This is a genomic window from Enterococcus sp. DIV1206 (assembly GCF_051712485.1).
Lineage (GTDB): Bacteria > Bacillota > Bacilli > Lactobacillales > Enterococcaceae > Enterococcus > Enterococcus faecalis.
In genome coordinates this window covers 1,258,681-1,280,367 of sequence record NZ_JBIOOZ010000001.1, presented here as the reverse complement: position 1 = coordinate 1,280,367, position 21,687 = coordinate 1,258,681, and the positions used below count along the sequence as shown (strand labels likewise).

General features: G+C 36.1%; 21 protein-coding genes. 7 read left to right on the top strand and 14 right to left on the bottom strand.

Annotated elements, in window-relative coordinates:
- Nucleotides 1-118 precede the first annotated feature (118 nt).
- Both IGK86_RS06180 and IGK86_RS06175 read left to right on the top strand, forming a co-directional pair.
- Nucleotides 119-718, top strand: a complete 600-nt coding sequence (locus IGK86_RS06180; RefSeq protein WP_002357169.1) for a TVP38/TMEM64 family protein — start codon at nt 119-121, stop codon at nt 716-718.
- A 100-nt stretch (nt 719-818) separates the two neighbouring features.
- Entirely contained in the window at nt 819-2,621 is a 1,803-nt protein-coding gene (locus IGK86_RS06175) for a glycerophosphoryl diester phosphodiesterase membrane domain-containing protein (protein ID WP_002364138.1), read from the top strand.
- 45 nt (nt 2,622-2,666) lie between these two features.
- On the opposite strand, the gene IGK86_RS06170 is transcribed toward IGK86_RS06175, so the two are convergent.
- The 5 genes from IGK86_RS06170 to IGK86_RS06150 form a co-directional block, all read right to left on the bottom strand.
- Complete coding sequence (locus IGK86_RS06170; RefSeq protein WP_002357165.1) at nt 2,667-3,353, bottom strand: Bax inhibitor-1/YccA family protein; 687 nt, start codon at nt 3,351-3,353, stop codon at nt 2,667-2,669.
- Nucleotides 3,346-3,831 carry a MaoC/PaaZ C-terminal domain-containing protein gene (locus tag IGK86_RS06165; protein ID WP_002357164.1) on the bottom strand — a complete coding sequence of 162 codons (486 nt, stop codon included), beginning with the start codon at nt 3,829-3,831 and terminating at the stop codon, nt 3,346-3,348. The genes IGK86_RS06170 and IGK86_RS06165 overlap by 8 nt, the downstream gene beginning before the upstream one ends.
- Before the next feature lie 197 nt (nt 3,832-4,028).
- Nucleotides 4,029-5,366 (bottom strand): UDP-N-acetylmuramate--L-alanine ligase, encoded by a 1,338-nt coding sequence (murC, locus tag IGK86_RS06160; RefSeq protein ID WP_002357163.1) that lies wholly within the window; start codon nt 5,364-5,366, stop codon nt 4,029-4,031.
- Nucleotides 5,367-5,520: 154 nt separating this feature from the next.
- On the bottom strand, nt 5,521-6,474 hold the full coding sequence (locus IGK86_RS06155; protein ID WP_002360064.1) for a hypothetical protein: 954 nt from the start codon (nt 6,472-6,474) through the stop codon (nt 5,521-5,523).
- Nucleotides 6,475-6,589: 115 nt separating this feature from the next.
- Nucleotides 6,590-7,549 carry an aromatic acid exporter family protein gene (locus IGK86_RS06150; protein ID WP_002360063.1) on the bottom strand — a complete coding sequence of 320 codons (960 nt, stop codon included), beginning with the start codon at nt 7,547-7,549 and terminating at the stop codon, nt 6,590-6,592.
- Between the two features lie 102 nt (nt 7,550-7,651).
- On the opposite strand from IGK86_RS06150, the gene IGK86_RS06145 reads away from it, so the two are divergent.
- Nucleotides 7,652-8,263 carry an FUSC family protein gene (locus IGK86_RS06145; protein ID WP_010713300.1) on the top strand — a complete coding sequence of 204 codons (612 nt, stop codon included), beginning with the start codon at nt 7,652-7,654 and terminating at the stop codon, nt 8,261-8,263.
- Nucleotides 8,264-8,303: 40 nt separating this feature from the next.
- On the opposite strand, the gene IGK86_RS06140 is transcribed toward IGK86_RS06145, so the two are convergent.
- Both IGK86_RS06140 and yidD read right to left on the bottom strand, forming a co-directional pair.
- On the bottom strand, nt 8,304-9,185 hold the full coding sequence (locus tag IGK86_RS06140) for an ROK family protein (protein ID WP_002360061.1): 882 nt from the start codon (nt 9,183-9,185) through the stop codon (nt 8,304-8,306).
- A gap of 2 nt (nt 9,186-9,187) precedes the next feature.
- Nucleotides 9,188-9,490 carry a membrane protein insertion efficiency factor YidD gene (yidD, locus tag IGK86_RS06135; RefSeq protein WP_002357157.1) on the bottom strand — a complete coding sequence of 101 codons (303 nt, stop codon included), beginning with the start codon at nt 9,488-9,490 and terminating at the stop codon, nt 9,188-9,190.
- Between the two features lie 177 nt (nt 9,491-9,667).
- Here yidD and IGK86_RS06130 point away from each other — a divergent pair, with 177 nt between their 5' ends.
- Nucleotides 9,668-9,820, top strand: a complete 153-nt coding sequence (locus IGK86_RS06130) for an SPJ_0845 family protein (RefSeq protein ID WP_002357156.1) — start codon at nt 9,668-9,670, stop codon at nt 9,818-9,820.
- A 16-nt stretch (nt 9,821-9,836) separates the two neighbouring features.
- On the opposite strand, the gene yihA is transcribed toward IGK86_RS06130, so the two are convergent.
- Complete coding sequence (gene yihA / locus IGK86_RS06125) at nt 9,837-10,418, bottom strand: ribosome biogenesis GTP-binding protein YihA/YsxC (RefSeq protein WP_002357155.1); 582 nt, start codon at nt 10,416-10,418, stop codon at nt 9,837-9,839.
- A 97-nt stretch (nt 10,419-10,515) separates the two neighbouring features.
- Complete coding sequence (clpX, locus tag IGK86_RS06120) at nt 10,516-11,769, bottom strand: ATP-dependent Clp protease ATP-binding subunit ClpX (protein WP_002357154.1); 1,254 nt, start codon at nt 11,767-11,769, stop codon at nt 10,516-10,518.
- A gap of 191 nt (nt 11,770-11,960) precedes the next feature.
- Here clpX and IGK86_RS06115 point away from each other — a divergent pair, with 191 nt between their 5' ends.
- Entirely contained in the window at nt 11,961-12,989 is a 1,029-nt protein-coding gene (locus IGK86_RS06115) for a lactonase family protein (protein ID WP_438742165.1), read from the top strand.
- 215 nt (nt 12,990-13,204) lie between these two features.
- Here the strand turns inward: IGK86_RS06115 and IGK86_RS06110 are convergent, their stop codons facing one another.
- Genes IGK86_RS06110 through rihC form a run of 3 tightly spaced genes read right to left on the bottom strand, consistent with a single transcriptional unit; the run spans nt 13,205 to nt 16,048 of the window.
- Nucleotides 13,205-13,693: a GNAT family N-acetyltransferase gene (locus IGK86_RS06110; protein WP_010713299.1), complete on the bottom strand. Its 489-nt coding sequence runs from the start codon at nt 13,691-13,693 to the stop codon at nt 13,205-13,207.
- An 11-nt stretch (nt 13,694-13,704) separates the two neighbouring features.
- Complete coding sequence (dcuC, locus tag IGK86_RS06105; protein ID WP_438742162.1) at nt 13,705-15,078, bottom strand: C4-dicarboxylate transporter DcuC; 1,374 nt, start codon at nt 15,076-15,078, stop codon at nt 13,705-13,707.
- A gap of 16 nt (nt 15,079-15,094) precedes the next feature.
- Nucleotides 15,095-16,048, bottom strand: coding sequence for a ribonucleoside hydrolase RihC (rihC, locus tag IGK86_RS06100; RefSeq protein ID WP_016616924.1), 954 nt, complete (start codon nt 16,046-16,048; stop codon nt 15,095-15,097).
- Nucleotides 16,049-16,194: 146 nt separating this feature from the next.
- Here rihC and IGK86_RS06095 point away from each other — a divergent pair, with 146 nt between their 5' ends.
- The gene (locus tag IGK86_RS06095) at nt 16,195-18,108 is read left to right on the top strand and encodes a PfkB family carbohydrate kinase (protein ID WP_010819456.1); all 1,914 of its coding nucleotides are present in this window, start codon (nt 16,195-16,197) and stop codon (nt 18,106-18,108) included.
- A gap of 118 nt (nt 18,109-18,226) precedes the next feature.
- The gene (locus tag IGK86_RS06090; protein ID WP_002394554.1) at nt 18,227-19,735 is read left to right on the top strand and encodes a helix-turn-helix domain-containing protein; all 1,509 of its coding nucleotides are present in this window, start codon (nt 18,227-18,229) and stop codon (nt 19,733-19,735) included.
- Between the two features lie 314 nt (nt 19,736-20,049).
- Here IGK86_RS06090 and IGK86_RS06085 read toward each other — a convergent pair whose 3' ends face one another.
- Together IGK86_RS06085 and IGK86_RS06080 are read right to left on the bottom strand one after the other, a co-directional pair.
- Nucleotides 20,050-20,895, bottom strand: coding sequence for a hypothetical protein (locus IGK86_RS06085; protein ID WP_002365799.1), 846 nt, complete (start codon nt 20,893-20,895; stop codon nt 20,050-20,052).
- Entirely contained in the window at nt 20,888-21,415 is a 528-nt protein-coding gene (locus tag IGK86_RS06080; RefSeq protein WP_016616926.1) for a 5-bromo-4-chloroindolyl phosphate hydrolysis family protein, read from the bottom strand. The genes IGK86_RS06085 and IGK86_RS06080 overlap by 8 nt, the downstream gene beginning before the upstream one ends.
- Nucleotides 21,416-21,687 lie beyond the last annotated feature (272 nt).

The following is a 21,687-nucleotide window of genomic DNA, read 5'->3' as shown; positions in this document are numbered from 1 at the left end:
ATCAAATGATGTGTATCTTACAACTTTGTTCGTTTGCAGAAAGAACAAACGATGTTTTTTATTGATAAAAAGTTATATACTAAAAGTACGATGAGTATAACTAAAGGAGATGAGAAATGTGAGTGTTACCCTATCTAGAAAAATTGTTAATATTATTTCCATTTTGGGCATTGTTGCAACCATAATTGCAACCATCTATTTTATCCGATTAGGTGTCTTCAAGGACATCAATGCACTAAGAGGACTAGTAGGGCAATCTGTCATTCTCGGTCCGATTATTTTCATGTTAATTCAGATTATTCAAGTGGTTATTCCGATTATTCCTGGTGGTGTTAGCTGTGCTGCAGGGGTCTTGATTTTCGGGCCAACAATGGGCTTCGTCTATAATTACGTTGGTATTGCACTTGGCTCTATTATCATTTTCTTATTAGGTCGTAATTATGGGAAACCATTCATTATGAGCCTTGTCAGTGATAAAACATATAACAAGTATATCGGTTGGTTAGACAATGAAAAACGTTTTGAACGATTGTTTGCTTTAGCAATTTTCTTCCCGATTGCACCGGATGATGCGCTTTGTTTAATGGCCGGTTTAACAAAAATGTCTGTGAAAAAATTTACTCTGATTATTTTATTAGCAAAACCTGCTTCTATCTATTTATATAGTCTTGCGTTAATTTATGGCGGTACATTTTTAACTAGCTTACTGGGAATGTAAAATAAATAAAAAAGCGAACGGACTAAATCAAAACTCTGCCTGTGTCAGTTTGATTTAGTCCTTTTATTATGGAATTTTGGTAGAAACTGGGGGACTTTTGATGTTTAGTTATTTTAAAAATAGTATTGTGAATACGCTAGATTTTCTTAAAGGGACAACGGCGTATTTTCGCGATGTGCTCTTGATGCACGGATTTATGTTATTCGTTCTATTGCCTTTATTGACAAGTTTGTCCAAATTGGTACTCAAAGAAGGTGGGATTGATTATATTTCCTACGATAACTTAGGGGCAATTGCTACGCAACATCCCTATGTACTTTTGACTTTTCTACTAATTGGGCTGTTAATTTTACTGGCGCTCTTTTTTGAATTTACCTTTTTATTGCTTAGTGTTTATTTTATTAAGAAAAAGCAACCAATTACTCTAACGCAATTATTGCACGGCACCTTGCTTCAGATCAAAAAAGTTCGAGGAATTACCTTTCTGTTTTTCCTAGCATATTTCTTTTTGATTTTACCATTAAGTGGGTTAACCTTCCGCTCTTATTTATTAACAAGAGTTAAGATTCCAGCCTTTATCTTAGATTTTATTTTTGCAAATCGCGTCATTATTATTATTGGTTTCGTATTGTTAGAGCTGATTATCTTATATTTAGCGATTCGACTTGCTTTTGCCCTTCCAGAGTTGATTTTACGTGATGTTGGTTTTCGTGAGTCTTTGAAACGTAGTTGGCAAATTACAAAGCGACGCTTTTTCCAGATTTTAGGACAATTTATTATCATTGGTGGAACTGTTTTAGGGATTTTTACGGCTGGCTATTTCTTGATATTTTTAGGTCAAACCGCCGTCGAAACGTTTAAACCTGAGTGGTCTTTACCTAGCGCTGTCATCGCTATGACACTCCTTCAGGTTATGATGCTCTTAAACTTGGTGTTGTCTAGTGTTGCTATTTTTTACATTATTGTTGATGATATGGAAGATGAAGGGATTTTGCCTGACACGCCAGAATGGTTCACCCCGAAATCAGAGGTTCGGGTAGAATGGACCACCTTCAGAGTCGTTCTTTTTTGTTTGATTGCAATCATCTTCGGAATTGGTGTAGGCACCTATAATACGAATTACCTAAGTCATACACCTGACCGAAAACCGGTTACCATCTCCCATCGTGGTGTCAATGGTAACAATGGCGTTCAAAACACCTTAGACTCTTTAATCGAGACCAATAAGGCAAAACCTGATTATGTTGAAATGGATATTCAAGAAACCAAAGACCATCAATTTATTGTCATGCACGATTTTAATTTACGGGCGTTAACGGGCGTTAATAAACGACCGAATCAATTAACACTTAAAGAATTAACGAATATGAATGTCACAGAAAATGGTCAAACTGCTAAAATGGTTTCTTTCGATGATTATTTAGCCAAAGCCAATCAATTAAAACAACGTTTATTAATTGAAATCAAAACCACGCCTCAAGATAGCCCTGATTTAGTACAGCGTTTTGTCAAACAATACCGCGAAAATATTTTAGAAAACGGTCATATCCTTCATACCTTAACCTATGATACGGCGATGGCCTTAAAGAAAGAAGAACCACGCTTTTATGTAGGCTACGTTATTCCTTTCAACATTGTGGGACCGCCTAAAATGCCAGTTGACTTTTTTACTATGGAATACAGTACAATGAATCGTAACTTTGTAAATGCCGCTCATCATGATGGGAAAAAGGTTTATGCTTGGACAGCAAATGATGAAGATGTTATGACACGAATGATTTTTTATGGCGTCGATGGCATCATTACCGATCAGCTAAGTCTACTGAACGAAACAATGAAAACCGATTTAGAAAATCCAACATACTCCGATAAACTGTTGAATTTCGCTATTGGAATGGGTTAAAAAAAGAGCCAATCTGCTGAGCAGATTGGCTCTTTTACGTTCATGTTAGTTGTTTTTACCAAAAATTCTTAAGAAAGCTAAGAATAAGTTGATGAAGTCAAGATATAATTGTAATGCGAAGAAAACGGCCATCCCAGTACCTGCTTGATCACCTGTTTGCGCATAGACTTGGCGTATACGTTGGTTATCATAAGCAGTAATCCCTGAGAAAATTAGGACCATTAAAATGGAAATAAAGAATTCTACAGCATTACTGTGTAAAAGGAACATATTTAGCAACATCGCAATGATGATTCCGATTAAGGCACTATAAGCGGCATGACCAACTGCTGATAGGTCTTTCTTCGTAAAGACACCTACTAATGACATCGCGCCAAAGGTAGCTGCTGCACTTAAAAATGCGCCGGCCACTGTTCCACCAGTATACATTAATAACGTCACGGATAAAGTGACACCATTTAATAATGCATACGCAACAAATCCTGCAATCGCAATGGTTGGATTCTTCTGTGCTTTTGCGCCTAGATATAAAACTAAGCCAATTTCAACAAGCCAAATCATCCAAAAAGCTAAGCTTGATTGGAATAAAGTAGCTAGAACGGGTAAAAAGACAGTTGTCATTGCATAAGCCATGATTGCGCTAATACCAATTCCTAACGCTAAAAATCCGTAAATTTTGGCATAAAATTTATTCAAACCTGTGCCAGTTTGGATATACTCTTGATTATTCATAAGTTAAAGTCCCTTCTTTCTCTGTTAGTTCATCAATCGTCACTTGGGGTGGTTGAACCATCACCACTGCATCTAACACGCGATTTTCTTGCTCATTAACAGCCTCAACTGAAATGGTAATCACATCTTTCATTTTGTCGACTTTGATTACTTCTAATTGGAAAGTCAATGTTTCGTAATGAAAAACGGGTTCCACAAAGTTCACAGAGAAATTCACAACATGTGAACCTGGTCCTGGTAAATGTTTTGAAATCGCACTAGTGATAATTCCCATCAGCATAATTGATGGTACGATTGGTTTTTCATATTCTGTTTTTTGGGCATAATCATGTTGGATATATAAAGGATTCGCATCATTGGTCAAGCCCAAGTAAAGTAATAAGTCCTTGTCTTCAATTGACTCTGTCAAGGACAACGAATCTCCCTCTTCGATATCTTCGATGGTTTTGCCTAATTTTCTCGGTTTTCCGATATTCAAATTAGTACACCTCCGTTATTGATAAGATAATTGTACCAAAATGTACTTAAAAGGCAAGCTAAAAAGTAGTCCTTAAAGGATGTTTAAACAAAACCAACTTATCTGCCATGCTAGATTTTAAAAACAAACAACGGAACAGGAGCAGCTTCTTATTTTTTGAAGCCAGATACCCCTGTCCCGATTTTGTTTATGTTCTCTTATAAAACGTTTCTAGTTGTGTTACTTAGTAATGTTTCGTAGGCTTGTTCAAATTTCTGAACGTCGCCAGCGCCCATAAAGACCACCACTGCATTTTCAAAATCTAGTAAAGGCGACACATTATCTTCGGTAATTACTTGTCCACCTTTTTGAATTTTTTCACCTAAATCTTCAATGCGTACCTCGCCTTGTGTTTCACGCGCAGAGCCAAAAATATTACATAAGAATACTTCATCTGCTAAATCCAGTGCTTCAGCAAATTCATCCATTAAGGCAATTGTTCGTGTAAATGTATGTGGCTGGAAGACAGCAATAATTTCTTTGTCAGGATATTTTTGACGAGCGCCATCAATCGTTGCTTTAATTTCGGCTGGATGGTGCGCATAATCATCAACAATAATCATGTCACTGACTTTTTTCTCGCTAAAACGACGTTTTACACCTTTAAAACTTAGCATTTCTTCTGCGACTTTTTGCATATCAAGTTTTTCAAAATAAGCCACAGCAATCACACCTAGCGCATTCATGATATTGTGATGGCCAAATGCTGGTAAGACAAAATGACCTACAAAATCATCCTTGTGATAAACATCAAAAGATGAGCCTTCCGTTGTTCGTTGAATATTTCGTGCTTGGATATCATCCTCTTCGCTGACACCATAATAATAAACTGGCACTTCTGATTCTAACTGGCGAAGATACTTATCATCACCATAAGCAAAAATTCCTTTTTTGACTTGATGAGCCATTGTTTGGAACGCTGAAAAAACGTCCTCAATGCTCTTGTAGTAATCTGGATGATCAAAATCGATATTCGTCATAATCGCATAATCTGGTGAATAGGCCAAGAAATGACGGCGATACTCACACGCTTCAAATGCAAAGAAATCAGCATCTGGTTCGCCGTGGCCAGTGCCATCACCTATTAAATAACTAGTTGGATTGATACCACTTAATACATGTGCTAGCAAACCAGTCGTACTTGTTTTCCCATGTGACCCTGTTACAGCAATGCTTGTATAGGGTTCGATAAAACGAGCAATGAAATCGTGGTAACGAATTACTTCTGCGCCTAATTCGATGGCGCGGGCGATTTCCTCATGGGTATCTGGAAAAGCATTTCCAGCAATAACAATCATGTCTTTATCAATATTATCTGCATTAAATGGTAAAATAGGGACACCTGATTTTTCAAGATCCCGTTGTGTAAAGAAATACTCTTCTACGTCTGATCCTTGAACGTTGTAGCCTTTTTGGTGTAAGACCAACGCTAATGAGCTCATGCCAGAACCTTTAATTCCGACAAAATGGTATAATTTGTTCTCTTGATTTCCCATTATAATCCTCTTCTCTGTCACTATATAAAACATACCTTTTTTAAAAAAATTTCAATCATACGAGATTCATTATCGTATAAAACAAAAAAATAATCAACTATTAAAACAGAATAAAAAACTTACATGTTTCAAATCCACATGCAAGTTTCATCTCTTAACTAAAATATTTACTGTTTTCTAATACAGAACTTGAATCTTCTAGCATCCCACTTAATGGTTTATCCAAGATGCCCTTTTTCTTCTCTTCTGTCACAGGTGCTTCCGGCTCCACTTGAGCATTCGCTTTAGCTAATTTTTTCCCATAAGCAGTTTGACTTTTAGCATTTTTCTTTGCGGCATTCAAACGGGAACGCGAACGTAAATCTAACGCATCTTCGCCAAAACGTTCTAAGTCTGGTTTGATTTGTTGATATTGTCGTCTAGTTAAAGGAATCTCAGGTTCTGAGGTTGGAATATTAAATTTCCGCACCGTTGGATCTTCTTCCGTATCTTTCACTTGAAAAGCCGTTGGTTCATCATCAAGAATCACATATGAACGACGATCTTTTTTCATTGCTTTTAGCAACTCTTCTTCAGTAAAACTAGGTTCCTGTTCCTCAGGAATCACAGAAGCCGGGATATATTTAGGAACAAAATAAGAAGGTGTCGTTTTCTGCACTAATGGTGATGCGGCAGGTCTACTTGGTTTCGCTACGACTTCTTTTTTTTTATACGTTTGTGTCCAGCCATTTCCTTTTGGCGTCCCAAAAAGGCTATTATTTTTTTTCGTTGCTTGTTTATTTTTCGTTGCTTTACTAGCATGTTTTGTGTAGTCTGGCAAATTAGAACGATGACGTGCTAATTGCTCTTGTTGTGCTGCCGTTAATTGTTGTGTTTGTTTATTTGTAGTTGATTGATTCGTTGTTGGTTGTTGGACGGATGGTGTGCTTTGTCTAGTATCTTCGGCAGATGTTGCAGTTCTTCTGCTACCAGACATTGCTTTACCAATCAGATCATCTTGAAATAAGTTACGTTCATTATCTGTTGGTAATTTTACGCCCTGTTCATCATCATACGCTGGAAAACGGAAATGTTTTCTCTTCACTTGAGCATTATCCATTGCGGTCATTCCTTTTATTTTTCTTTCTCATTAGTTTAACACATTCTCAATGAATACTAAAGAACTTGCCTGAATTTTTAAGAGAACAAAAAAGAAACCTCCGTTTAAAAAGGTTTCTTTTTTTTTATTTATCTAGTTGTAGTTTGGCAAAGTCCGCTTTGACTTGAATGAATGACTGAAATAATTGTAAAAACTGAAAGAGCCGCGCCCGATTTTCAAATTCACTTCTTGTTTGCGGCAATGGTTTTGTGCGATAGGTTTCATAAACGGTCTTAATTCGATTCATAATTTCTTGTCCATCATTATTCTCTGCAAATGTTTCTGCCGTATATTCCAATAATTGTTGAATATAGCGAACTTGTTGCGCATCAACAGTAATATCTTCTAATAATTCCAACATGTTTTTTAGAATATTACTTTGCATTTTTCTCATCGCAAAGTACTCTAAATAGTACGTATTGGTAGACAGCAATTGATTCTCGGCATGATTTTTGGCCCACGTCTCGCCTGTGCGAATAAAGGTTTTTAAATCTGCACAATGCATGACCAAATTTCGCTCTCCTGCAGCGTTGTTTAAATGTAGCGCCATTTCCCTTAAAATTTTACGAAACATTGTTTCAATGACTTCTTGGTCTTCTCTTAAACGTTTTTCTGTATCAGGCATATAAGAATTAGCTAATAACGCTAGTCCCACACCAATACTCATTAATAAAAATTCATTTCCAATAATCGCCCAAGAAAGATTTTTTTCGACTAAATAATGAGTTACCAAAACGGAACTCACAACAATACCATCAGATAATTGAAAATACACAGCTGCTGGAATAAATAATAACAAAAAAATACCAAAAGCAATCGCTGTAAAACCTAAAAAAGTAAAACAAATATACGCTAAAATAGTTGCTAAAGCTAAGGATAACAAACGATAAATTCCTGTCATGACAGATGTTTTTTTCGTGCTAGTAACACTTAAAACTGAAATAATCCCTGCCGAAGGGGCATAAAGTAATCCCAGTTTTTCCGCAATAATCATTGCTAATGCAGCGCTAATGGCTGTCTTGACTGTTCGTAAACCAATTTTCATGCATACTCCCCTTAAAAAATAATAATTCTTCACTTTTCTCTAGTAATTTTACCTCTATTTCGGTTATCATTAAAGAGAAAAGTTATTTAGGAGCGAATATTTATGATAGTGGGTCGATTTCGTTTAGGCATGCGAACGTTAAAAACAGCAATTGCTGTCATGCTGTGTATTCTTTTATTTCAATTTTTCCATCGTGGCTCACCTATGATTGCCTGTTTAGCAGCTGTTTTTTCGCTAAGACAAGATTTAAATACCAGTTTGTCTTTTGGAAAATCGCGCATTATTGGAAACACATTGGGTGGCTTTTTAGCTTTGCTTTATGTATTAGCACAAGATTATTTTCCTAATCAACACTTAGTAGAATTACTGCTACTACCACTTTTAGTCATTATCGTCATCGTTGTTTCTGATGGGATTAATAACAATGCTGGAATCATTTCTGCAACTGCGACACTTTTAATGATTTCTTTAAGTATTCCGCAAAGCGATTCCTTTCAATATGCAATGGAACGTGTGTTGGATACATTCATTGGGACCTTTATAGCGATTGGTTTAAACGTCTTTTTACAACCTAAGCCAGCAGAAGAAGCCCATGAAATTTCTGAAGATTTAGCTGAATTAGAAAAGAAAGAAAAAGAACTAGAAGCTTTACGCCAACAAGTTCAAGCGCGGATTGACGCAGAAGAAAGCACTGACGACAAGGCAAATAAATAAAGAAACAGCCGATTGAAGAGAATAACAATCGGCTGTTTCTTTATAGTTCCCAATTCGTTTTTGCTTGAAAGTTGGCGGCTGCGCCAATCAAGTTAGCATCATTTTGATAATGGCAGGTCACGATTTCTGGAACAAAATCTTTTAATTCAAAGGTCTGTAAATGCGTTAGCATCCGGCGATTAATCTCTGCTAATAAGCCTTCTTTAGCAGAAACACCGCCTCCGAGTACAATCATTTCAGGATCATAAGAAAACTGTAAGCCGAATAATCCTTGTGTTAAATAATCATAAAAATTATTGACTTCTTCGCGAGCAATCTCATCCCCTCGTTGTGCCAGTTCAAAAACTTCTTCTCCTGTCACCGCCTGTTTTTCGACTCCAATTCGTTCACAATAGCGCTGAGCCATCTTGACAGCTGTGCCAATTTCACTGAATGTTTGGCCATTACTTAAAAAGTTCAGTCCGAACTCGCCTCCATATAAATGAGCGCCTTTGTACAATTCACCATTGCGAAAAATCGCTCCGCCAATTCCTGTCCCAATAACGACAAAAAGCACTTCTTTTTTTCCTTTCGCCGCGCCTTCATATATCTCAGCTAAACCAGCACAATTCGCATCATTTTCGATAGTCACTGGTAAGCCAAACAACGCTTCTAATTCTTCATAAATGTTAAAATGATGAATATATGGAATGGCGGAAATCCCTAAAATCTGTTGACTTTTTTCGTCAACTACTCCAGGTGAACTAAAAGCAACACCACTAATCGACTCATTTCTTTTGTCTGCATAAACCGAATATAAATGCGCTTTCATTTCTTCCCAAGAGCCAGGTGTTGGAAAGCTCCCTTGATTTGTTAATTCTTTGCCTGTCCAAACGCCGTATTTCACGGAAGAACCGCCAAGATCAAATGCTAAAATTGCCATATTTATCCATCCTTTTCTACTTCTGTTTTCTTATTTCTTCGATACGTATACGGTCCATGATAGGTCTCATCAGGATTTTTCGTCAAGCGAAATTTCAACGGAACATAGTCAATGCCGCCTTTAACAAAAGGATGACATCGTAAAATCCGTGCTACCCCCATCGTTGTTCCTTTGACACTTCCATGTGTATGAATTGCATCAATCATATATTGTGAACACGTTGGGTAATAGCGACAACGTGCAGGCAATCCTGGAGAAATAAATCGTTGATAAAAACGAACACCGCCGATTAACGGATTTTTCATAAAGTGCCTTCTTTCTAACTAATTCTTACTAAAGAATAGCTTGTTTTTTCATGTTTGGCAAGTCTTAGTTACGAGAAATTACACCAGGTGCACCTATGACGAATTCTTACATTTCTGTTGCTATCCAAATGAAAAAAAACGTGCTACACTATAAAAAAAGGAATGGAGGCTTAGTAAATGGGATTAAAATTTGAACGTTCCAATGACTTAGATAAACTCTTCGATTCTTTCGCCGTTGATCCATTAAAGAAAGAAGTACCTCTTGAAGAACTGGCAAAACAACGACAAGAAGTAAAAAAAGAAGAAGCAAAAAAACAAGCAAAAGAGTAATTTTGCTTGTTTTTTTCTATAGAAATTTTTCAATTGCTGTCCAAGCTGCTTCTTTTCCTTCTTTTGTTTCAGAAGAGAAAATAATAAAGTCATCTTGTTTATCAAAATTCAAGGCTTTTTTGATGACACTCTCGTGTTTGTTCCATTTGCCCCGCGGAATTTTGTCTGCCTTAGTTGCCACAATAATAACTGGCAAATCATAGTATTTCAAAAATTCATACATTTGGATATCATCTTGGGTCGGCGGATGACGTAAATCAATTAAAGAAACGACTGCACGTAACTGCTCACGTTGAGTGATATACGTTTCAATCATTTTTCCCCACTTCGCACGTTCTGTTTTAGAAACTTTGGCATAACCATAGCCAGGAACATCCACAAAGTGTAAGGCATCCTCAATTAAATAAAAGTTTAGCGTTTGCGTTTTACCAGGTTTGCCTGAAGTTCTTGCTAAATTTTTACGATTAATCAAGGTATTAATAAAAGATGATTTCCCAACGTTCGAACGTCCAGCTAAAGCAATCTCCGGTAATTGAGATTCAGGATATTGTTTAGGGGATACCGCACTAATCACGATTTCTGCATTATGTACGTTCATTGTTTTCCTCCGTTCTTCTGTTCAGCCTTTCATTCAAAAGCTTAACAAAAACAGCTCTTTCGGAGATCCGCCGAAAGAGCTGTTTTCAGCTTCAATCTTATACAGCTTCTTTATCTTTTTTGTTATAAATAATTGTTGGTTTACCGGTACCTTCAGCGGCCATTTTAGTAATGATAACTTTTTCAATGCTTTCATCTGAAGGAACATCAAACATTACGTCCATCATAATTTCTTCAATGATTGAACGAAGTCCGCGTGCGCCAGTATTACGTTCAATGGCTTTGGCTGCGATGGCTTTTAATGCTTCTGGTTCAAATTCTAATTTAGTGTCATCAAGAGACAATAATTTTTGATATTGTTTCACCAAGGCATTCTTCGGTTCTGTTAAAATTCGAACCAAGTCATCATTCGTTAATTTATCAAGCGCAGCCATTACAGGTAAGCGTCCAATAAATTCTGGAATTAAACCAAATTTCAATAAATCTTCTGGAATAATATGTTGCATGATGCTTTCTTCTTCATTTAAAGCAGAATTAGTTTTACCAAAACCAATAGTTTTTTCGCCTAAGCGGTTTTTAACAATGGTTTCAATTCCATCAAATGCTCCACCAACGATGAAGAGAACATTCGTTGTGTCAATTTGGATAAATTCTTGATGTGGATGTTTGCGGCCCCCTTGTGGTGGTACACTTGCAACTGTTCCTTCAAGAATTTTTAGTAAGGCTTGTTGAACACCCTCACCTGAAACATCTCGAGTAATCGAAACATTTTCACTCTTACGGGCAATTTTATCAATCTCATCAATATAGATAATGCCCTTTTCCGCGCGTTCAACATTATAGTCAGCAGATTGTAGTAATTTTAAAAGGATGTTTTCAACATCTTCCCCTACATAACCTGCTTCTGTTAAACTGGTCGCATCAGCGATTGCAAAAGGTACATTTAATGTTTTTGCTAACGTTTGAGCCAAGAAAGTTTTACCTGAACCTGTTGGTCCAATTAAACAAATGTTACTTTTTTGCAATTCAACGTCATCTTGAGTTGCAGCTGTTTCTGATTGATTTACACGTTTATAGTGATTGTAAACAGCAACAGAAAGTGTGCGTTTTGCACGTTCTTGTCCAATAACATATTCATTTAAAACATTTAAAATTTCTTGGGGTTTTGGCACATCCGTTAATTCTCGGACTGCTTCATCATAAAATTCTTCATCAATAATCTCTTTACATAGATCAATACATTCATTACAAATATAGACACCCGGACCAGCAACAATTTTTTTTACTTCTTCTTGTGTTTTCCCACAAAATGAACAACGAACGGTCCCGTTATTATCCGTATTGTCGTACATGTTCGTCACCCCTCTAAAAATCAAAAAATGACTGTCATCACAGTCTCTCATCATAATAGCACAAACCACTTTAAAATGCGAACATCTCAGATAGAAAGTTTTATTGTTCTTAGACTTCTTATGGTATACTACATTATATAAAAGCACTTTCATAAAAAGTGATTGTGTTGAAACAAATTGGAGGAATTGTGATGTTAGAACAAATTTTACTAGGTACCTATACTCGAAGAGCCAGCCAAGGCATTTATAAAATTGCATTAGATACGACACAAGGTCGTTTAACAGAAGCGACACTTTTGTTAGAAGAAACGAGTCCTACCTATCTTGCTCTGAGTCAAAAGGGCGAACTTTTTAGCGTCACTAGTGTTGACGGTGAAGGTGGCACTGCCGCTTATCAACCAGAAATGGACCATTTTAACTTATTGAATAAAGTAACTGAGGAAGGTGCGCCGCCATGTTATGTAGCTGTTGACGAAAACCGACAACTTGTCTATGCAGCAAATTATCACCAAGGTATCGTTCACGTGTATCGTATCTTAGAAGATGGTTCTTTGGAAGATGCTGACAAAGTGATTCATACAGAGCCAACTGGTCCTCATGAAAACCAAAACAATGCCCATGTTCATTACACAGATTTAACACCTGATCAACGCTTAGTCGTCTGTGATCTAGGAACCGATCGTGTGTATACGTATAATGTTAGCTTAGATGGAAAGCTTTCTGAAATCGCTCAATTCGTGACTGAGCCAGGGACTGGTCCACGTCATTTAGTGTTCCACCCAACAAAATCATTGGCTTATCTATTTGGTGAATTAGATAGCACTGTTTCAGTTCTTTCATATGATGAAACAGATGGTTCTTTCACTGAATTACAAAAAGTTTCTACTTTACCTGCTGATTATGATGCGTTTAATGGTGGTGCTGCGATTCGTATTTCTTCTGATGCCCGTTTCCTTTATGCTTCAAACCGTGGCCATAACTCAATTGCTGTCTATGCTGTTTCAGAAAATGGCGAAGCGATTGAACGAATTCAATTAATTTCAACAGAAGGCGATATTCCGAGAGATTTCGATTTAGATCCTTCTGAAGATTTCGTTGTTGTCGCTAATCAAGACTCTGATAACTTAACACTTTATCGTCGGAACCAAGAAACAGGCTTATTAGAAATGATTCAAAAAGATGTTGCCGTTCCCGAATGTGTTTGTGTTTTATTTGTATAATTAAGTTGACTATTTCCTTGGAAAATAACAGGAGGTCGGGACAGAAGCGTTTAACTCCGAGAAATAAGAAGGAATTTCCGAAAATTGTTCTTTAATTTTTGGAGAATTTCGGCTTATTTCCGAAGGAGTTGCTTTTGTTCCCGCCGTTTATCAGTTTTTGAGCGTGGAGCAAAAATCCAAAGTGATTTTTGTCCCACGCTCCCTGTTTTCTTATTTTAAACGATGGATTGGTTCTCCAATTCTTTAACGTATAAATAAAAAGAGCCAAAGTCTAAGCGATTCATTTGTAAAGATTCATGAACTTTTGTGAACCCTTTACTTTCGAAAAATCGAATCATTCTATGGTTTGTATGATTAGTCTGAGCATACATTTTACGTCTTCCTTCCCAGACTGCTCGTTTCTCCAATTCATGGAACAACAAACTGCCATAACCCTTAGCAATATAATTAGGCGAAGTTGCAAAACGCTTTAACCAAACAAAGTCTTGTTCCTGCTCCATACAGAACGTTGCCATTGAAAAAATCATTTCTTCGTGCACTAGCAAATACAACCGTTTTTTTGTAATGTCTTCTTGGATGTCTTCTTGAGAAGGGTAGTCCTTTGTCCACTGTGTAATGCCCACAACATCCATGTATGCCTTTACTTCTGTTAAAAATTGAAGAATCATCGGTAACTCTTTCTCATCAGCCACTCTAATTTTCATTGTTTATTCTCTTAATAAGGTAACAATAGAATCGACAAGACAATCACACTAATAATGCCAATGATGGTCGGTACACTCGTCCGTTTTAAAATTCTGATGGGACTAACTCCTACTGTTGATGCGACAATCATGACAACTGCTGCTACAGGAGAAATCGTTCTAGTTAAATTCGCGATCATCTGCATTGGCAAGGAAATTAAAATACCATCAATCCCAGCTTTTTCGGCAATCCCAGGGATTAGTTCGATAACCGCATAAAACATTGCCAGTCCACCACCGCTTAAAATTCCAAAAAGGGTCGTTGCACCGCTGAAAATTAAGGTCGTAACGATTCCTGCTGAACTTGACGCTTCGACAGATGCCATAATACTATCAATAATTCCTAACGTTTGAATCGCAGACGTGAATAATGAACCGCCTACGACAAGCATCACGACTTGACTAAACCCTTGCCCCATTCCTTTAAACATCTCGACAGCCGTATCTTGAACCTTTTTAAAAGATTTCAAGCGAAGCGTCTCAACCAATACCGCAATGAAGAAAGAAATAAATGTAAGAACAAAAATATCCATCGTTATTCCTTTGACAAACATTCCTGCGATTCCCACTCCAACAATTAATAATAGCGGTAATATTGGCAATATTGCATAAAATTTAGGAACATCAAATTCTTTTTGTTTGCTTAAGCCTTCTTCATTTAATGAGACATAGGCAGCCTCGCCTTCTTTTTTATCGCAGTATTTTTGCCAGAAGTACTGTGCCACCGCAATGATTAATAACGATGGCAGCGAAATTTTGGCATTCCATACAACATAATTTAACACATCATAACCAAGGCTATTTGCGGCGATTACGTTATCCGCGCCTAAAGGTGTTGGCATGATAGTTGCCGTCATTGCAATCACACCTGCAGCAGTTAATGATGAAATCCCCATGCTGGCTAGCATCGGATATAATATAGACATTAAAATAATCGCTAAGCTTGATGCACTAGGAACTACTAGTGACATTAAATTTCCAATTAAAAAGACTACAGGGACAAATAACGATTTACGTTTAATCTTCATTAATGGTTTCACCAAAAAGTTGACAGCCATCTGATTGGCCCCGATTGCATTCATATAGCCTGAATAACCAAAAAGAATCATAATTACAATTCCTGCTGAACTCACTTGTGCAATAATTGTATCTTTAAACTTCAAGAAAATATCAAATAATCCAAAACCGGTTCCTTCCCCTGCAGGATAAATGGGATGTCCTAACATCCATGCACAGGCAAGTAGAACAAGCGCACCAATAATTAAACTGAGTGCGGGATGATAATTTTTTACAATCAAATAGGCTACAACAACTAAAACGACCAATACCAATAAACTTTCAATCATACTTATCCTCCTTCAGTTAATTAACCGCTTTCATTTTTTCGACAACCCATTTTTGAAAAGCTTCAACATTTACATCTATACAGGCAACGGCATTCGTGTTTTTATGATACTTCATTTTTAAATCCGCAACAGTAGCTCCCGCAGCTGGACCTTCCAAAGCAACTTCAATGAACGTTTCAGTTGTCTCAAATAGTTCTGGTGAAGTTAAATAGGCAATCGCACAGACATCATGCATTTTCAAACCTGTAGTTAAACTGCCGCCTCTATAATGACGGAAAAGACCATAAAACATTTCCCCAACTCTACCAAGTGCTCTGATAGCTGTTACTTCATGATTCGTTAACACAGCTTGACTTGTAACATCTAATCCTACCATTGTTATCGGGACACCTGATTGGAAAACAATTTGTGCAGCGTGTGGATCGACATACGTATTAAATTCGGCACTTGTATTTGTATTTCCCCTTGCTAATGAGCCACCCATCATGACGATTTCTGCAATATTTTCTTTGACTTCTGGATAGAGGGTCAGTAACAAAGCAATATTCGTTAATGCAGCAATTGGAACAATGGTCAAAGGAACATCACTAGACAGAATTTCTTTTCGCATAGCTTCCACTGCATGAATATCTAAACACGTAGAGATAGGTTGCGGAAACTCAAAGCCATCCATGCCAGTCTCCCCATGAATCTCAGCAGAATCTTCCAATTGAATAAGTAACGGACAATTACACCCCTTGGCTACAGGAACCTTTTTCCCAAAAAAATCGACAAGTTTCAAGGCATTATTTGTTGTTTTTTCTACATCTACATTCCCTGCAACCGTCGTTATTAAGCGAACTTCTAGGTTAGGATGATTCAGTGCAATCGCTAAAGCTACAGCATCATCAATTCCTGGGTCCGTATCAATAATGATCGGTCTTTTCTTTGTATCCATTTTTCTTCCTCCATTCACATTTAGGAAAAACATTTCCGGAAACGTTTTCTTAACTTGAGATTAACAGCGCTTTCATTAAAAGTCAAGCAGAATTTCTAAATAATAAATAATTAGGCTTTTTCTTGACTTTCTGCTTTTAGAATGCTTACTATAAAAAAGAGTTCAGTGAAAGGACGAAAATGATGAATATTAAAGATATTGCAAAATTAGCTGGCGTTTCCGCTTCAACTGTATCCAAAATTATAAATAATAAAGATCAAACTATTAGTAAAGAAACCCGTGAACGTGTCTTAAAAATCGTTCGAGATTACAACTACACACCTTACTCAGCAAATCTCGTCACAAATAGTACTACAAAAACCTTCGTGTTATTATTAAATAGCCATGAAACTTTTGAGGCTTGGGTTACGAGCTTTATTGATAAAGCTCAAGAAAATGGCTATAACTGCTTGATTTTAAATAGTCACGGTAGTTTAGAACAAGAACTGAAAAATATTACCTCGCCAACTTTAAAACAAGCCAGTGGCATTATTTGGGACCCAATCAATGAAAACAGTAAACAATACGCGAAATTTATAGAAGAATTAACGATTCCTTACTATTTCGTCAATCACTCAACTAACGAATTACCTTCTCTAGCGGGGCTTTATGAAGAAGCTAGTTATGTTTTAACCCAAGAATTATTACAGAATAACCATAAAAAAATTAGTTATTTCGTCACTAACCCAAAATATAAAGAAGCAATTATTGCAGGCTATAAAAAAGCCTTGTTTGATGTCAATTTACCCTTTAGTAAAGAAAATATTTTAACTACTATCCCTGCTGATTTCAGTAATCAGCTTATCACAGATGGGATTACGGGTATCCTTACCGATGACTATACCCAGGCTGTTTTTTTGGAACAGCTTTTAAAGCAGAGCGGTTTGCGAACCCCCGATAATTACTCTTTACTCGCAATTAAGCGAAAAATTGATCGTTCATTTTTACCTGATCATATTTCTTCCGTCTTATTAGACACAGAGACGTTTGGCAGCCAGTTAGCCTTATTATTGCTTAACAAACGCAAAGAAAAAACAGCCTTGATTAATGACGCTGAAAAATTGGTGCTAGATCACAAAAATACATTAGGCATGTCTAGTGTTAATCCACATAGCAAAATGATTGTAGTAGGTAGTTTAAACGTTGATAATTATCTGTATTCAACAAATTTACCACATAACGGCAAAACAAATTTTTTGTCTAGCTATGCTAAATTCCCCGGCGGAAAAGGATTAAATCAAGCTGTTGGCTTAACCAAACTGGGGCATCAGGCCACCTTAATTGGTTGTTTAGGCTCAGACACAGATGCGAATTACTTATATAAAGAATTAGAAAAATACCACGTTACGACAGATGGTATCACACGTATTCAAGATACTGAGACTGGTCAAGCTTATATTTATGTTGAGACAAGCGGCGACTCCATGATTTCAATCTTACCTGGTGCAAACACAGCGCTTACACCTAAAAAAATCGCACAGCAAAAACACCTATTTATGGATGCCAGTTTTTGTCTCATTCAAACAGAAATTCCTTTGTCTGCTGTAGAAAAAGCTTGTGAAATCGCCCAACATTCAGGGGTGCCGATTATTTTAAAACCAGCTGCTATTCATCATATTCCAGTGAATATACTAGAAAAGGTTGATTTTTTCATTCCCAATGAAGATGAATTATTGGAACTTCAACCAGATACTGGTACATTAGAAGAGAAAGCGGCGTACTTCTTAGAAATGGGCGTAAAAAATGTCATTGTTACTTTAGGAAAAAAAGGCGTGTTATTAAAAACACCCCAAGTGTGCCACTATTTCCCTGCAACAGAAAATATAGCTGTGGATAGCACTGGTGCCAGTGACAGCTTTATCAGCGCGCTCGCCTCCTATCTTTCGAAAGGTTATCCGACTGAAGCAGCCATTCAAATAGCAATTCAGGCTGCAGGATTTTCAGTTTCTAAAGAAGGGGTGATTGATTCTTTAGTTGATCACGTCACTTTGGAAAATTATTTGATAAAAAAAGAACCCGCTCTTTTTGCTCATCGTAACACCTGTGTCGACTGACACAGGTGTTTTCCTGCTGAATATCTTGTTATTTTCTCATAAACCAATGAGAATTGTTCTTTTTTATTACAATTTATTAGGCGAACTATTATAATAAAAGAGAAGTTATTACTAAGGAGTGAGTCTCATCAAAACACAAGATGCCATAAAAACATTTTTACTTTCAAAGAAAACACAAAAAAAATTGGCTGTCTTTTTATACTTAGCAAAACAAACGAACCTTGATTTATCTAGTGTTGCCCGAAAATTCGATCTTTCTACTAAAAATTTATCAATTTATCTTCGTGAAATTCAAGAAGACTTAGCAACCCTTCCTGAAAATACCTTAGAGATTCAGATCCATCACGGAAAAATTTCATTACATACGACTTCCAATGATTTTCTTTCCCACTATTTTTTATTATTTAATTATTACTGTGTCCATTCTACTGACTTCATTCTTTTTCAAGCAATTATCAAAAAAGAAAACAATTCTGTCTGGAAAGTGAGTCAAGAAACTAATTTTAGCTCATCTTACATTTACAAACGGTTAAATAACATTAATAAACTATTTGGTTTGTATGGAATTTCCGTCCATTTTTCCCCCTCCGCGAGTAAAGTGATTACAGGTTCTGAATTTCAAGTCCTATATGCTTTTCTTGATGTCTACTGGACCATCTTTTTAAATACCTTAGCCTTACCACGTTATACCTCTACTTATTTTGAAGATATACTGACGCAACATATTAAACCAGAAATTCTTGAACGCTTGGAACACGCTTCTCTACTAAAATTAAATTTACTTTTACACATCGCAAAATATCGCTTTCCATATACTTGTGAAGATGATCTCCAAAAAGAATTTGAAGAACATCCTTATTTAAGGCTTTTCTCAGACTCAAAACAAACTATTTTTTGTTCCCAATCAAATTTTTCAGAAGATCAACAGCGGGTTGTAGATATCATTGCACCCATTGCCATTGATAATTTTGATTCAGCAAAACGAGCCAAAGATTTACTGACTGCTCTAAATGAAATTTCTTGCCCAGAATATTTCTACGTTGATTCTTTATTAACCAATTTTTGCGAAGTTTTTCAAATTCCAAAAATGCGTGAATTTGATCGTCATTACTTCTTACTTATTTTATTTAAAAATATTATCTATAACCAATTATTTATTTCACAGCAACCAAATACCGCGATTCTAGATTTTTTAGTCAATAAAAATAGTACTTATCAAAAAGATTTACAGAAAAAAATTTATGCTTTTTATCAAAACTTTTCAGCGCATTCCCCTTATCAGTTAAGATTTAAGGATCAGGAGAACCCAATTTGGACATGTGAATTGTTGTTACGAATTTATAAGCACTATAGTCCCCGCAAAAAAATTAAAATTGGTGTTGCATATTCTCGCGATTTTTACATTGCTAGCTTTATTATGATGAAAATCAAGCAAGCATTTAGTGAGGATATTATTTTTGAACGAACCGATTTTTCTAGTTGTGATATTGTGATTACTGACTATCCCTTATTTGATTTACCAAAAGAAATAGACCGAATTTACATTTTAGAAGAAGAATTAACCCGAGAAGATTGGGAACTAATTTTCAGTAAAATAAGTATCGCCATTTTTGATTTGCAATATTAAAACAAACATCAAGCGCCAACCTGTCTCACCAGCCATAATGAAAACAAGCGACCTACAAACCACTTCTGCCAGTTTTAGTCTGACAGAAAATAGTTTGTAGGTCACTTGTATATTGCTGTTCTTTTCTACGTTACCTTCAAAGACAATCTAGTAAGTGGGTACACGTCGTACTTCAGTCCTTAAAGTGCTACGCTTCCACCGCTGATCAGTTTTTAAGCCTGAGACGAAGATCCAAAGTGTTTTTTGTCTCAGGCTCTTACATTTTTTCAACAAAGGTATTGCTAGGCGCTACTTGAAGCTGAAAACTATTTTCTCTATCGAGATTCCTCATCAGTAGACTCAAATTTAAAACTTTTTTCTATAAAAGCGACTTCTTTTGCGTATGTTTTTACAAAAGAAGAATAGTCTTTGGGATCTTTGACCTTTTCCAATTGGTCAACAGAGACTTCTAATTCAAATCCTGTTCCATCTTTAAAGAGATAATATTTTGAGATGTCTGTATATCCTTGATTCCGTTTTAAAATATAGCCGGTTTGTACATCAGCAATTTTATCAATTGGATATGCTTTGATAAACTCTTTACTTGTATCCAAATAATCAGAAAGACTGTTGACAAGATTGCCAGAAAGGTACATACCTGCCGATGTATAATAGTCTCTTTTTTCATAAAAACTGATATTGCCTAGATATTTTGTATCTGGATACTCCTCTGTAGAAGGTAAAATTAAAAAGTTCTTTCCGCCACTGGTTTCAATATCGGCATCGCCGATAATTTCTATTTGGTAGCCTTGATTAAATAAAAGTTTATTTTGTTCTATTGTGACTTTTAGTGGTTTTTCTAAATCAACAGGTCCAGTTGTGGTAAGTCCAGCTTCTTTTAAAGGATAAACATCTTCTGATGAAGCGGAGTAATCCCAATAATCATCTTTCTCCGCAAGATCAATATATACTATAAAGCCAATTGCTACAGCAATGCCTATCCAAATAATTTTTTTGTTCTTTTTTTGTTTTTTCTTTTTTTTCGTCTGTGGTTTTACCACTTTTTTATTGGGGTTAGGAAGTTGCTTTACTGTGTCTGTTCTTGTGACAGGAAAAAACGACCATTTTGGCTTTTGAAAAAGTGCATCATATGTATCATAAAAATTCTTTTGTTTAGCCATTTTTTCTCTCCACTAATTTTTTTGATAAGGAAATTTCCTCAGATGCTTCGGAGACTAATCTTTCATAATCATCTGTGATACTTTCCGACAACACTCGTATGGTACTTAAGATACCATTAGTTGCAAGTGTTATTTCTTCTGTTGACAATTTATCTTCTTTAATGCTTAAAAACCGTTCTGATGCTCGTAAAATCTCTGGTACCTTATGATATAAAAAATCACTAAAATGAGTAATTGCTTCAGGATACTTCACTAAGTGTTTAAAGATGCCTTTAGCGGAAGCAACACCCAGTTCTACTTGTTCAATTTTTTTTAAATTTCGTGACTTATTCGTTAGTTCGTTTAAATAAATAATTTGTTTTTTTAATTCGTCCATAATTCTTTGGTACATCTCTAGGTCACTGTCCGTTAGATGGTGCGTCGTTTGATATTTTTTTAGATTTTTTTTATAACGGAAATACATACGACCATTTCTATAAATAACCCAACCAATGTACCCAGTCCCCACTAACAAAACCATTATCCCTTTCAAATCATTTACTCCTTTTTAAATTAGTATATATTACTGAATAACACACTGTCCAGCTTAAAATTGACAAATAAGTATGAAGTGTTACTCCCCCAATTACTTGTGCACTTTTATTGTATCATATAGAAAAATTGTTCTGTTCCGCATTTGGACAAATTGTCTAAATGTCTAAGGAAATCTTTTTTGGTTTAATATGTAGCAAAAAACACTTGCAAGAATTGATTACTTCTCACAAGCGTTTTTTATTGTCTAAAACAACTATT